A 13413-nucleotide genomic window follows, 5' to 3' on the forward strand; every position below is an offset into this window, starting at 1 on the left:
GCTCCCGGGAGTACGCGCTGCAGGCCCCATCCATGGGGCCTCAGCGCTTGACGGGCATCCATGCCCGTCACCTCCCTTCGCAAGCCCTGCGCTCGGCCTCCTGAAGTCGCAATCTGCGTCGCCTGAACTACCGCGCGCTTACAAGCAAAAGCAGAAGCAGAAGCAGAAGCAGAAGCAGCAGATACAGAAACAGCGTTACTGCGCGAACGCCCGCCCCAACCCACCGGGTACACCACTGCTGTCAGTTTCCTGCCAAGGCCCATTCGGGCTCAACGACCAGCTCCAGCCGTTATCGAACCGATAGTAGGTACGCTGCCGGTAGAAGGTATTGGGCTGCTTCTCCAACACATATACACCCAGCTTGGGGTCCCAGTGGCTTGCCCCGCCAGGCGGTGGCGCAAAGCTGGCCGAGGTGCGCGGCATGGGCTTGGGTATCGCCGCCGGCTTGCTCGGCTGCGTGGCAGGCTGCCTGCCCGGCAAGGGCTTGACCACCGGCCCCGACGGCGGCACACGCTCGATCGGTGGCGCGGGCTGCTCGTACGGCTCATGCACCGTACACGCAGACAAACCCAGGGCCAGGGTAATCAGGGTCAGGCGGACGGTGCTGTGCATGGCATTGCTCTCTTACTGGTCTGGAGTGTCGATGGTCAGGTGCTGGGTAGCCTGGGTGGCGCTAGACAACGGAGCACCCTGGCCAATCCACTCACCCTGGGTAGGCTGACCCGCGCGTGAAACACGTGCAACCAGTTGGACTTCGGCATACTGCGACAGTTTCATCTGCGGCATCATCGCATCAGCATCAGACAACTCCACCTCGATCGGCAACTGCGCCACGGTCACCCGCTTGGCCGCCAGCGGCATCGGCGGGCCATTGCTGGCGCGAGCGAAGATAAACACCGTGTCGTCCGGCTGGACCTTGTCCTTCAAGGCAGCCGCCAGTTCCACCCGCACTTTCAGGCGAGCCGCCACAGGTGCAGGCTCGGTAGCCTGCACTGACGCGCCCCCCAGGCGCTCGGCGGCACGGTCGATCCCCCCCTGCAACGCCGCTCTCGATGCATCACCTTCTGGCAACTGCGCCAGCAAGCGCTTCCAGTAGTCGATGGCTTCCTGATAACGCTCACCTTCAAACGCGGCAATACCACGCAGGCCCAGGCTGGTCACCTCGTTGGGGTCCGCCTTCAGCGCTTCGTCAGTCAGCGCCTGCAATTGCGGGCTCCATTGCTTGTTGGCGGCAAAGTACTGGGCCTGGGCCCACTGCCCCAGCAGCTCGGGCTGGCGGCCAGCCAAGGCCACGGCCCGTTCGAACGTACGCGCGGCATCGGCCGGGCGCTGCTCGGCCATGTAGGCCCGACCAAGGAAATACATGGCCTCGGCCGAATCCGGCTGGGCCTGCACCACGCGCTCAAGGCGCGTAGTCATTTCTTCCATCGACTTGGGTGCCTCGGCAAACTCCTGGGTCAGCGCCACCTTGTCCGCCGCACCAAAATGCAGGTATAGCCCCAGCGCCATCAGCGGCACCAGTACCGCAGCCAGCAGCGGCAGGGCCTTGCCCAAATGCCCCTGGCGCGGGGCCTCGGCGCCTTCGGTATCGGCCAGCAGCTCGCGGGCAGCCTCGTCCCGGCCCTTGGCCATCTGCGCCTCATCAAGCACACCGGCGGCTTGCTGGGCCGCCAGTTCGGCGACACGTTCCTGGTAAAGGGCCACGTTCAAGGCCGTGCGGTCTTCTTCCTGCTGGCGACGGCGGCCACGCAGGATCGGGAGCAGCAAAAAGCTGAGGGCAGCGAGCAGCAGAAGGCCCGCACTAAGCCAGAATTCAATCATGGGTCTGTTCTTTTTCCAGCAGTTTGGCGAGACGCTCGCGTTCTTCGGCAGACAACTCATCGGCGCCTTGCGCGGCCGTAGCACGGCGCCGGCGTACGATCACCGCCAGCACCACGAAGCCACCGGCCAGCAAGATCCCCGGGCCAAACCACAGCAGCCAGGTACGCCCGCTGAGCGCCGGCTTGTAGCGCACAAAGTCGCCATAGCGGTCGACCATGAAGTCGATGATCTGCTGGTTGCTCTGGCCTTCGCCGAGCATGCGGAAGATTTCCCGGCGCAGATCGGCAGCAATCGGCGCGTTGGAGTCGGCAATATCCTGGTTCTGGCACTTGGGGCAGCGCAGTTCCTTGGTCAACTGTTGGTAACGCTCGCGCTCTGCCTCGTCGCGAAACTGATAGGTGTCGATAGCCGCCTTGGCCACACCGGCCAGGCTCATGCCCAACACCGCAGCTGCCAGCCAGCGCCTCATGGCTTGGCCTCGTCGATCAGGCCCTGGTACAACGGCGCCAGCTGTTCACGCCAGACCGTGGCATCGACGATGCCTACGTGCTTGTAGCGGATGATGCCCTTGGCATCGATCAGGAAGGTTTCCGGCGCCCCATACACCCCAAGGTCCAGGCCCAGACTGCCCTGTTCGTCACGAATATCCAGCTGATAGGGGTTGTGGAACTCGGCCAACCACTTCTGCGCGGCGGCGTTGTCATCCTTGTAGTTGACCCCATGGATCACCACCCCCTGCTGTGCCAGCTGGTTCAGGTACGGGTGCTCGACCTTGCACGACGGGCACCAGGTGGCCCACACGTTGACCAGTGCCGGACGCCCCTGCAAGTCAGCCTGAGTCAGGGTGCGGTCCCCCTGTGTCGAAGCCAGGGAAAACGCCGGGAACGGTTTGCCGATCATTGCCGAAGGCAGCTCGTCGGGCTTGAGGAAAAGCCCCTTGTAGAGGAACACCGCCACCAGCAGGAACACTGCAAGGGGCACTACCATGATCCAACGCTTCATGCAGCTGCTCCAGACACGCCCAGGACATCACGCACCCGGGTCTTGACCTTGACGCGGTAGCGCCGGTCGAGGGCCGCCAGCAACCCGCCCAGGCCGGTCAGCAGACCGCCCAGCCAGATCCAGCGGACGTAAGGCTTTATATGTACGCGCACAGCCCAGGCGCCATTCTCCAGTGGCTCGCCAAGCGCAACGTACAGGTCGCGGGTAAAGCCGGCGTCGATACCTGCTTCGGTCATCATCGACTGCTGCACGGTGTACAGGCGCTTCTCCGGGTAAAGTGTGGTCACTTCACGGCCATCGCGGCTGACCACGATGGTGCCCTTGTCAGAGATGAAGTTCGGCCCCTCGAAGTGCTTGGCGCCCTGGAACAGGAAGTGGTAGCCACCCAGCTCCACGCTTTCGCCCGGCGCCATGCGCAGGTCGCGCTCGGCGCTGTTGTTGCTGGACAGCACCACGCCCAGCGCACACACCGCCAGGCCCAGGTGCGCCAGTTGCATGCCCCAGTAGCTGCGGCCCAGGCCCGGCAGGCCTTTGACCAGGCCCTTGTGGCGGGTCTTGTCGAGAATGTCACGCAGCCCGCCAAGCACTACCCAGGCGGCCAGGGCGAAGGCCGTCAGCGTCGGCCAGTCGAAGTCGTCGACGATAAAGCCGGCAACCGGGGCAAGGATGGCACTGCCGATCAATACCGGGGTCATCATGCTGGCCAGCCATTTGCCCGGGGTGTCCTTCCAGCGCACCACCACGCCCACGCTCAGCACCACCATCAGCAGCGCCATCAGCGGCAGGAACAAGGCGTCGAAGTAGGGCGGGCCGACCGACAGCTTGGCCCCGGTCAGGGCATCGAGCACCAATGGGTACAGGGTACCGAGCAGAATCATCGAAGCCGCGACCACCAGCACCAGGTTGTTGGCCAGCAGCAGCGTTTCACGCGACCACAGGGCGAAACCGACCTGGCTCTTGACCACCGGTGCGCGCAGGGCGAACAGGGTGAGCGACCCGCCAACCACGAACAGCAGGAAAAACAGGATGAAAATGCCACGCGAAGGGTCGGCGGCAAACGCGTGCACCGAGGTCAGCACCCCGGAACGCACCAGGAAGGTACCCAGCAGGCTGAGCGAGAATGCGGCAATTGCCAGCAGCACGGTCCAGCTCTTGAACACCCCGCGCTTCTCGGTCACCGCCAGCGAGTGGATCAGTGCGGTGCCCACCAGCCAAGGCATGAACGAGGCGTTTTCCACCGGGTCCCAGAACCACCAGCCACCCCAGCCCAGTTCGTAGTAGGCCCACCACGAACCCAAGGTGATACCAACACCCAGGAAAGCCCAGGCGACGATGGTCCACGGCCGCGACCAGCGCGCCCAGGCAGCGTCCAGCCGGCCGCCGAGCAAGGCGGCGATGGCGAAAGCGAAGGCCACCGAGAAGCCCACGTAGCCCATGTACAGCATCGGCGGATGCACGATCAGGCCAAAGTCCTGCAACAGCGGGTTGAGGTCACGGCCATCGGTCGGCACCTGCGGCAGCAGGCGCTGGAATGGGTTGGAAGTAATGATCAGGAAGCTCAGGAAGCCCACGCTGATCATGCCCATTACCGCCAGCACGCGGGCCAGCATCACCTGCGGCAACTGCCGGGAGAACACCGACACGGCAAAGGTCCAGCCGCCGAGGATCAGCGCCCAAAGCAGCAACGACCCCTCATGGGCGCCCCACACCGCACTGAACTTGTAGTACCAGGGCAAGGCGCTGTTGGAGTTGCTGGCGACATAGGCGACCGAGAAATTGTCTGTCATGAAGGCATGGGTCAGGCAGGCAAAGGCAAACGCCAGGAAGGCGAACTGCCCCCAGGCTGCCGGCCGCGCCAGGCTCATCCACAGGCTGTCGCCACGCCACGCGCCAAGCAGCGGCACACTGGCCTGCACGACGGCAAAGCAGATGGCCAGAATCATCGCCAACTGGCCCAGTTCGGGGACTACCAGTGCTGCGTTCATGGCTTCGTCTCTCCGCCGGTAGCGGCCTGGCCGCTTTCCTTCAGGGCCTTGGTGACTTCGGGCGGCATGTATTTCTCGTCGTGCTTGGCCAGCACCTCATCGGCTACCACCACACCTTCGGTGTTGAGCTTGCCAAGGGCGACGATACCCTGCCCTTCGCGGAACAGATCGGGAAGGATGCCGCGGTAGGTGATGGGTACCGACTTGTTGAAGTCGGTTACCACGAAACGCACGTCCAGCGAGTCGGCCGAGCGCTGCACCGAGCCTTTCTCGACCATGCCGCCGGCGCGGATGCGCGTGTCCAGCGGGGCTTCGCCGTTGGCGATCTGGGTCGGTGTATAGAACAGGTTGATGTTCTGCTGCAATGCGCTCAAGGCAAAGCCGACGGCAACCCCGACGCCGACCAGCAGGCCGACGATGAGCAACAGGCGTTTCTTGCGCTGCGGATTCACTGGTTGTTCTCCCGGCGCAAACGGCGCGCCTCTTCTTGCAAATAGCGACGACGAGCCAGCAGTGGCGCACCGACATTCAGCGCCAGCACCGCCAGGCAGATGCCATAGGCCGACCACACGTACAGGCCATGGTGGCCCATGGCGAGAAAGTCACCGAAGGTGGCAAAGCTCATTGTGCGGCCCTCCGCCCCAGGCTGTTCAATACTTCGTCCCTGACCCAACTGGCGCGTGCTTCGCGCTTGAGCACTTCAAGGCGCATGCGCAGCAGCAGTACGGCGCCGAAGAAACAGTAGAAACCCAGCGCCGTGCACAACAGCGGCAGCCACATTTCGGCCGGCATCGCCGGCTTTTCGGTAAGGGTGAAGGTGGCCCCCTGGTGCAGGGTGTTCCACCACTCCACCGAATACTTGATGATCGGGATATTCACCACACCGACAATCGCAAGCACCGCACAGGCCTTGGCTGCACTGTCACGATTACTGATCGCCTGGCCCAGCGCAATAATGCCGAAGTACAGGAACAGCAGGATGAGCATGGACGTAAGGCGGGCATCCCACACCCACCAGCTGCCCCAGGTCGGCTTGCCCCAGATGGCGCCGGTAACCAGCGCCACGGCGGTCATCCAGGCGCCAATGGGCGCGGCACACTGCAGGGCGACGTCGGCCAGTTTCATCTTCCACACCAGCCCCACCACCCCGGCCACCGCCAGCAACACATAGCAGGACTGCGCCAGCATCGCCGCCGGCACATGGATATAGATGATGCGGAAGCTGTTGCCCTGCTGGTAGTCCTGGGGGGCGAAGGCCAGGCCCCAGGTGATGCCGACCAGCAGCAGGAGCACGGCAGCACCGGCCAGCCACGGCAGCATGCGGCCGCTGATGGCATAGAACCATTTCGGGGAGCCCAGCTTGTGGAACCACGTCCAGCTTATTTTCATCAGGGTACATCCAGGGTATTTGCCGGGCTTGAGAGCCCGGGACTCGTTATTCGCCGACGCTGATCTTCAGGCCGGCCGCTATCGCAAAGGGTGCCAGGGTAACGGCCAGGGCCGTCAGGCTGGCGAGCCAGAGCAGATGGCCGGTTGCCGGCATATTTTGCAACGCCGCTTGCAACGCACCACTGCCCAGGATCAATACAGGGATATACAACGGCAGAATCAGCAACGCCAGTAACAAACCTCCGCGTTTGAGGCCGACTGTCAGCGCCGCACCTACCGCGCCCAGCAAGCTCAATACCGGCGTACCCAGCAGCAGCGAACCGAGTAGCACCGGCAGGCAATGGCTTGGCAGCCCCAGCATCAGTGCCAGCAGTGGCGCCAACAATACCAGCGCCAGCCCGGAAAAGATCCAGTGCGCCAGCACCTTGGCCAGCACCAGCAACGCCAGTGGGTGCGGCGACAGCACCCATTGCTCCAGCGAGCCGTCTTCGAAATCGCTGCGGAACAGGCCGTCCAGCGACAACAACACGGCCAGCAACGCCGCCACCCAGACCAGGCCCGGCGACAAGGTTTGCAACAATTGGCTTTCCGGGCCGACCGCCAGCGGGAACATGGCCACGACGATGGCGAAGAACACCAACGGGTTGGCCAGTTCGGCCGGGCGACGGAACAGCAGGCGCGCTTCGCGGCGCAGCAACAAAATGAATACGCTCATGCAGCCCATTGCCCCAGGTTCAGTTCTCGGTAACCGGAGGGCTTGCGTTCCAGTGTGTGGTGAGTCGTCAGCACCACCGTGCCGCCCTGCTCGCAGTGGGCTGCCAGGTGCGCTTCAAGCTGCGCCACGCCTTGCTTGTCGAGCGCGGTGAACGGCTCGTCGAGAATCCATAGCGGCGGGCAAGCCAGGTGCAGCCGGGCCAGCGCCACACGGCGCTGCTGACCGGCCGACAGCGTATGGCAGGGGACATCTTCGAAACCGCGCAGGCCGACAGCCTCCAGCGCCGCCCAGATCGCCTCGCGGCTGGCCGGCTGGTGCAGGGCGCACAGCCAGGTGAGATTCTCCTCGGCAGTTAGCAAGTCCTTGATGCCGGCGGCGTGGCCAATCCACAGCAGGGCGCTGGCCAGGGCATGTCGCTGTTCGGCCAGGGGCTTGCCACCCAGCAGAATCTGCCCGGCCGTCGGCTGCATCAGCCCGGCCAGCAGGCGCAACAGGCTGGTCTTGCCACTGCCGTTGGGGCCACTGATCTGCAGCATGTCGCCGGCGCCCAGCTCGAAATCGAGCTGCTCGAACAGCAGGCGCCAGTCGCGCTCGCAGGCCAGGCCTGCGGCTTGGAGGTGAAGGGTCACGGTTTCGCCTTATCTTTAGTAGGGCTTTGGAGCGGCGTCGCCTGTTTCGCGGGTTCACCCGCGAAGCAGCCAACACCGCTCCAAAACCCTTGTGTCTCAAGTCGCCCCGCGCGCTGCCGTTATACTGGCAACCACGGGCGCGCGGCATTATTACACGCGCCGCCGCGCTGCCAAGAGGCCGGGCTCGACAGGTTGTATACAATCATGACTGAAATCAATAGTCTCGGCGCACAAACCGCGATCAACAGCCAAGCCATGAAGGCGGGCATGACCGGCGATCTGCTGCGCCTGATCCAGGCGCAGCCTGGGCTGCTGGCCCCCGGCGAAACCGCGCAAGCCGAGGTTTTATCATTGCGCCAGACGGGCCAGGACTTTCAGCTGGTGCTACGGCTGATGCAGGCCAACGGCGTCCAGACCCAGCTTCAGGCCAACGCCAGCCAGCCGCTGCCACAAGGCAGCCAGATCACCGTCAGCCAGACCGAAAGCAATCGCCTGGCGATCATGCTGCAACAGGCCAGCGCCAGCCAGGTCGCCACCCTCACCCAGCTGGACACCAGCAAGGTGCCGGTCGGCACCTTGCTGCAAGGCAAGGTCCTGACCAACCAGCTGCTGGCCCAGGCACCCGGCCAACCGGCCGTGTACCGGGCGCTGGTCAGCCTGCTCAACAGCAATCAGGCCGGTGCCACACTGAGCATCGACAGCCCGCGCCCGCTGGCCATTGGCAGCCTGCTCAGCGCCCTGGTGCAGGGTGATCAGTCATTGCGCTTCGTGCCGCTCAGCGGCAGGCAGGACCAACTCAGCATTGCCCAACAGCTGCTGACCCAGCAGAACCGCCAAGCCTCGCTGCCCGGCCTGCTCAACGCCCTGCAACAGCTCACCCGCGACCCCGGCGTCGATGGCGACCTGCGCGCCAGCGCCGAACGCCTGCTGGCCGGGCTGCCGGATGCCCGACAACTGGGCGACGCCAAGGCAGTGGCCCAGGCCCTGAACAACAGCGGCAGCTTTCTCGAAGCGAAGCTGCTGAGCGGGTCCACCGCCAGCGTCGCCACCGACCTCAAGGCGCATTTGCTGCGGCTGATGGCCCAGGCCCCTGCCCTCCCGGCAAGCCCTGCCAATCTCAACCCCGCCAGCCTGGCCGTGACCATGCCGGCTTTGGCGCGCAGCGCACTGGGCATGCTTGAGCGGGTCAGCCCCAAGCCGCAGCCGGGCGCGTTCCCATTACCGTCGCGCCTGCTCAAGGCCCTGGAGGACGAAGGCGACCTGCAACAGTTGCTGCGCCTGGCTGCTGCTGCCGTCTCACGCTTGCAGAGCCACGCCATGAGCAGCCTGCAACAAACCGGCACGCTGGAAAACGGCAACCTGCAGACCACCTGGCAAACCGAAGTGCCGATCCGCCACGGCCAGGACTTCATCCCGCTGCAAGTCAAACTGCAGCGCGAAGAAACCCCACAACAACAGGCCGACCGCCAACATGAAGCCCAAGACCCTCGCCAAGCCCTGTGGCGCATCGAGCTGGCCTTCGACCTGTCCCCGCTCGGCCCCATGCAAGTGCAGGCACAACTGAGCGAGGGCCGCCTGAGCGGGCAGCTATGGGCGGAGCGCGAGCAGACCGCGCGGTTGATCGACACCCAGCTTGGCGCGCTGCGCGCGCGCCTGCTGGCCCGGGGCCTGGAAGTCGGCGACCTGGAGTGCCACCCGGGCATCCCGCCGCAGGGGCCACGCACACGGATGGAACAACGCTGGGTGGACGAAACCGCATGAACGACACGACGCCACGCCAAGCCATAGCGCTGAACTACGACGGCCATCAAGCACCGACTCTCACCGCCAAGGGCGACGAGGAGCTGGCCGAGGCAATCCTTGCGCTCGCCCGCGAACACGAAGTGCCGATCTACGAAAACGCCGAGCTGGTGCGCCTGCTGGCGCGGCTGGAGCTGGGCGATCAAATACCCGAGGCGCTGTATCTGACCATTGCCGAGATCATCGCCTTCGCCTGGCACCTGCGCGGCAAGGTACCCGCCGGCTTCGATGATCCGCGCCCGGCAGAACGCGATATCACCCCACCATTGCCCCCGCTGCCCGGCACTGGCCAGTAAATATCTACCACCCCTCCCCCTCCATGCGCCCAACCTTGTCGACCTCCCACGTACAAGGTGTACCGTCATGATCGACAGCAGAATCAACGCCAAAGGCGTGCAGTTCGTAGTAGACCATCTGGCCAACATCCCACGCCCGGACCGCGAAGCCAGTCGCTTGATCCGGCAGTGGCTTGCCGGGCAAGGTGTGCATATCGACCCCGATCGCGTCGATGTGGTCACCCTGCACTACCGGCCGGATGATCAAGGGTATGTGGCAGCGGTCCAGCAGACCCAGAGCATGACCCAGGCGCTGCTGGGCAACTGGCAAGGGGAGTCCGATAACAACCTCATCGGCGCGCTGTTCGCCAACCCCTGGGCAGGCACCTTTCCCCAAGGGCCCTTGAAGCTGGTCGATCGCCTGCCAGCGCTGGGCTTTGGCCATCAGGGCGCAGCCTTCGAAGTGTACAACGGCCTGTTCCAGCGATCGTCCCCTGCCCGTTACGATGCTTCGACCCATGTTCAGGTACCGGCTGAAGCTTTCCAGCGGTTCATAGAAGCGCTGGATTTTCACGGGCCGTTCAAAGCCATGCTCGACACGTACTGGCAGCAACACCAAGGCAATCACCGCCTGGCCAGCAAGCTCAATTTCATCGCCGCCTGCAACGCCCAGGTCAGTCAGGGGCGCCTTAGCGATGCCGCCAGGGAGCTGGCATGGCAAGCCGCCGGCATGATGCCACAGCGCTTCAAGATACGGGTGAGCACGCTGAGCATCTATGGCTACGCGGCCACCGACCTGCTGTACATCAATGCCCCCCACAGCGATCTGACCCTGCTGTACATGCCAGGTAACAGCTCGCCCTTGCTCGAATTCGCCAGCGAGAACCTGCTCAAGGACTGGGTGGGCGATCAGTGCAAAGACCCCGCCCGACGCGAGGCACTCAAACAACACTTCAGGCTCGCCGACCGACCTCAGGGCCTCGATTTCAGCGGCCTGGACACCGCGCTCGAGGGCCTTGGCGATTATCCAAACCGGCACCGGCTGCCGCCCGAACATGGTTATTTCAACGATGATGGCGTCTGGCCCCCCAGAACCTACGTGAACTACAAACCTGGCAAATACAACCCCAAACTGACCGGGGATATGTTCGCAGCCCTGACCGAGCGCCAGCGCCAGCGCAGCTACGACGACGCCGATTTTGTCATCACCACCGATAGCCAGGTTACCAAAGCCAAATGGCGTGGCTACCTCGCCAACACGCTCAACCTGCTAGCGCCACTTTGTCTGGTGGTGCCGGGGCTCGCGCCACTACTGGCGCTCGGCGGCATTGCCCAGTTGGGCTTGGGCCTGGATCAGGTGATCAACGGCCACAGCCTGAAAGCCAAACAGGACGGGGTGGGCGACATCGCCTGGGGGTTGTTCAACGCCGTACCGCTGGCAACGGAGGGCACCGCAGGCATCAAGGCCCTGTTCGAGTTCAAAAGCGATGGTTTTGTCATGCCGCGCGAGGTCAACGAGCAGCTCGGCTATCCGCTAAGCCCGACCAGCCCACCGCGGCTTCCAGAGCCAGAAGGCGCGGAGTACTTCCACCACCACGAGCCGATTACACCGCTTGACGAAGGCGACCCGGCTGTTGCCGGCGCGGTGATACGCTTGCCACACTACGATGGCGAACTGGACGACCTGGAATGCAGCATCGAAACCTACAATGCACGCGTGGTCTATGACCTGGAGCACGACGCTTTCATCATCAAGGAAACCGTCAACGAGGTCGAGCCGCAAGCCTACATCGCAGTGCCTGGCAGCCGTGACCTTGTAGCGCTCGACAGGCCGCGCCCAGTCACCGACGCCATGCGCACCCGCACCTTGCGCGCGCTGGGTGTCGACCTGCCACTACCAGTCACCATTCCGACACCGGCCCCGGACAGCGCCCCCATCCCCAAACTTATCTCCAGCCTCTGGGTCGGCGACAAAGTCATAAGCGAGCCATTGCTGGCCAACCTTGCCGCCAACGCCGCGCGCCTGAGCGACAGTGAATACAGCATGCGCCTGTTTCTGTCGAAGGCTTCGCCTACCGCCTACGAACAGAACGCAAGGCTATTGGCAGCCCGGGCGCCAGGGCTGCAGGTATTGCCACTTGAAGAGCAAGGCTTCTTCCGGGCCTTCCGCCAGAGCCGCTATTACGCGCAGTACGAGGCAGCGCTGGATGGCAACGGTGGCATCGCCACCAATTACGCGTCTGCGACCGATGTGCTGCGCTACCGGATGCTGCACCATGAGGGTGGGCTGTACATGGACGTGGACGACTTCCTGCTGCCGGACGGCAAGGGCGAAACGATCGATCAGGTCGAGCTGCGCACCCCACCCGATGGGCTGCTGCTGCCACCGCCGATGTCCAACGAGAAAATGAGCATGAATTGCCTGTACAACACCAGCCTCATTGGTAGCCACCCAGGCAACCCACTGCTGGATGCGATCTCCGATGAAATGCTCGCACGTTTCCAGACCCATGCAGACTTCTACGAAAGCCGACCGAGCCTGGAACAGGACCCGAGCGGTTTCTACCGCTATGCCAACACGCTCAGCTACCTCACCGGGCCGGCACTGCTCACCGAAGTGGTCGATCGCCATCTACCCGGGTTGCGGACCCTGCGCCAGATCATCAACCTGCACACCATGCCACGCGTCAACACCTATCCATTCATCAACCCTTCGCAAGCCAATACAGCCCTGAAGCAACTGCTGCCCCTGAACCGGTTCGCCGGCGTGGGCGGCAATCACTCCTGGGTTCGCAATTGAAATGAGCTGCGGGTACTGAACGGGCCTGCCGACACCTTTCAGATCGGGCGACGCATGGGCGCCGCTCGATTTCCCAGGCGACGTACCTGCTGCCGAGGGTACCCCCGTCAAGGAGCCCGGTACACCTTGCTCATCAACTCCGCCTCGGCCTGGGTCAGGCCGCAGCTCTGGGTCAACTCATCGATACTCGCCCCCATCCCCACCAGCTTGGCCGCCTGGCTGAAGGTAACGTTGCTGGGGTCGCGCTGCTCGAGGCGCTCCAGCCGGTCCGGCAGGGTGGCCACCGCCGCACGCAGCTCATGGATGGCCTCACCCATGCGCACCGTGCCGTTCTGGTAGTCATCCAGACGCTTGGCCAAGTCCTTGATGCGCTGGTCACGCAGCGCATCGCCCTCGGCCTGCTGCGCAGCCAGCTCGCGCTGGCGCTTGCTGTAGTTGAGGAAAAACCACAGGCTCAGCGCCCAGGCCAGCGCCAGGAAGATGACAGCAACCTCTAGGATCAACTCAGATGTTCTCCAGCTCGGACCACTCTTCCTCGGTCATCATCTTGTCCAGTTCGACCAGGATCAGCAGTTCGCCATTCTTGTTGCACACGCCCTGAATGAACTTGGCCGACTCTTCGTTACCCACGTTCGGCGCGGTCTCGATTTCGGACTGGCGCAGGTAAACCACTTCGGCCACGCTGTCGACCAGAATGCCGACCACTTGCTTGTCGGCTTCGATGATGACGATACGGGTGTTGTCGGTCACTTCGGTCGGCATCAGGCCAAAACGCTGACGCGTGTCGATCACCGTCACCACGTTGCCGCGCAAGTTGATGATGCCCAGCACGTAGCTCGGCGCACCCGGCACCGGGGCAATCTCGGTGTAGCGCAGGACTTCCTGCACCTGCATCACATTGATGCCGTAGGACTCGTTGTCCAGACGGAAGGTAACCCACTGCAGGATCGGATCTTCGGAACCTTGTGCAGACGACTTTTTCATTCCCCTACCCTCA

Annotated in this window: 15 protein-coding genes; 3 read left to right on the top strand and 12 right to left on the bottom strand. The window is 63.8% G+C overall.

Features of this window, described 5'->3' with window-relative positions; genetic code table 11:
• Window positions 1–195 precede the first annotated feature (195 nt).
• From FQ668_RS20605 to ccmA, 10 genes are read right to left on the bottom strand one after another with little or no spacing between them, the layout of a single operon-like run.
• On the bottom strand, window positions 196–612 hold the full coding sequence (locus FQ668_RS20605; RefSeq protein WP_014590174.1) for a hypothetical protein: 417 nt from the start codon (window positions 610–612) through the stop codon (window positions 196–198).
• A 12-nt stretch (window positions 613–624) separates the two neighbouring features.
• Window positions 625–1821, bottom strand: a complete 1197-nt coding sequence (ccmI, locus tag FQ668_RS20610) for a c-type cytochrome biogenesis protein CcmI (RefSeq protein WP_014590173.1) — start codon at window positions 1819–1821, stop codon at window positions 625–627.
• Window positions 1814–2290 carry a cytochrome c-type biogenesis protein gene (locus FQ668_RS20615; RefSeq protein WP_014590172.1) on the bottom strand — a complete coding sequence of 159 codons (477 nt, stop codon included), beginning with the start codon at window positions 2288–2290 and terminating at the stop codon, window positions 1814–1816. The genes ccmI and FQ668_RS20615 overlap by 8 nt, the downstream gene beginning before the upstream one ends.
• On the bottom strand, window positions 2287–2823 hold the full coding sequence (locus FQ668_RS20620; protein ID WP_014590171.1) for a DsbE family thiol:disulfide interchange protein: 537 nt from the start codon (window positions 2821–2823) through the stop codon (window positions 2287–2289). The genes FQ668_RS20615 and FQ668_RS20620 overlap by 4 nt, the downstream gene beginning before the upstream one ends.
• A complete protein-coding gene (locus FQ668_RS20625; protein WP_014590170.1) occupies window positions 2820–4808 on the bottom strand; it encodes a heme lyase CcmF/NrfE family subunit in 1989 nt (662 codons plus the stop codon). Before FQ668_RS20625 ends, FQ668_RS20620 begins: the two co-directional genes overlap by 4 nt.
• A complete protein-coding gene (gene ccmE, locus FQ668_RS20630; protein WP_014590169.1) occupies window positions 4805–5260 on the bottom strand; it encodes a cytochrome c maturation protein CcmE in 456 nt (151 codons plus the stop codon). Before ccmE ends, FQ668_RS20625 begins: the two co-directional genes overlap by 4 nt.
• Window positions 5257–5433: a heme exporter protein CcmD gene (ccmD, locus tag FQ668_RS20635; RefSeq protein ID WP_003254380.1), complete on the bottom strand. Its 177-nt coding sequence runs from the start codon at window positions 5431–5433 to the stop codon at window positions 5257–5259. Before ccmD ends, ccmE begins: the two co-directional genes overlap by 4 nt.
• Complete coding sequence (locus FQ668_RS20640; RefSeq protein WP_010955058.1) at window positions 5430–6197, bottom strand: heme ABC transporter permease; 768 nt, start codon at window positions 6195–6197, stop codon at window positions 5430–5432. Before FQ668_RS20640 ends, ccmD begins: the two co-directional genes overlap by 4 nt.
• A 46-nt stretch (window positions 6198–6243) precedes the next feature.
• Window positions 6244–6912, bottom strand: coding sequence for a heme exporter protein CcmB (ccmB, locus tag FQ668_RS20645; protein ID WP_012051653.1), 669 nt, complete (start codon window positions 6910–6912; stop codon window positions 6244–6246).
• On the bottom strand, window positions 6909–7541 hold the full coding sequence (gene ccmA / locus FQ668_RS20650) for a cytochrome c biogenesis heme-transporting ATPase CcmA (RefSeq protein ID WP_003254385.1): 633 nt from the start codon (window positions 7539–7541) through the stop codon (window positions 6909–6911). The genes ccmB and ccmA overlap by 4 nt, the downstream gene beginning before the upstream one ends.
• A gap of 204 nt (window positions 7542–7745) precedes the next feature.
• Here ccmA and FQ668_RS20655 point away from each other — a divergent pair, with 204 nt between their 5' ends.
• From FQ668_RS20655 to FQ668_RS20665, 3 genes are all read left to right on the top strand, one after another.
• The gene (locus FQ668_RS20655; RefSeq protein WP_014590167.1) at window positions 7746–9302 is read left to right on the top strand and encodes a flagellar hook-length control protein FliK; all 1557 of its coding nucleotides are present in this window, start codon (window positions 7746–7748) and stop codon (window positions 9300–9302) included.
• Window positions 9299–9637: an EscU/YscU/HrcU family type III secretion system export apparatus switch protein gene (locus FQ668_RS20660; protein ID WP_014590166.1), complete on the top strand. Its 339-nt coding sequence runs from the start codon at window positions 9299–9301 to the stop codon at window positions 9635–9637. Before FQ668_RS20655 ends, FQ668_RS20660 begins: the two co-directional genes overlap by 4 nt.
• Window positions 9638–9704: 67 nt before the next feature.
• Window positions 9705–12416, top strand: coding sequence for a DUF6543 domain-containing protein (locus FQ668_RS20665; protein ID WP_144180625.1), 2712 nt, complete (start codon window positions 9705–9707; stop codon window positions 12414–12416).
• A gap of 107 nt (window positions 12417–12523) precedes the next feature.
• On the opposite strand, the gene FQ668_RS20670 is transcribed toward FQ668_RS20665, so the two are convergent.
• Window positions 12524–12919 (bottom strand): DUF2802 domain-containing protein, encoded by a 396-nt coding sequence (locus FQ668_RS20670; RefSeq protein WP_010955062.1) that lies wholly within the window; start codon window positions 12917–12919, stop codon window positions 12524–12526.
• Between the two features lies 1 nt (window position 12920).
• Entirely contained in the window at window positions 12921–13400 is a 480-nt protein-coding gene (locus tag FQ668_RS20675; RefSeq protein ID WP_003254393.1) for a chemotaxis protein CheW, read from the bottom strand.
• Between the last annotated feature and the right edge of the window lie 13 nt (window positions 13401–13413).

Source organism: Pseudomonas sp. Kh14, assembly GCF_900291005.1.
GTDB lineage: Bacteria > Pseudomonadota > Gammaproteobacteria > Pseudomonadales > Pseudomonadaceae > Aquipseudomonas > Aquipseudomonas alloputida.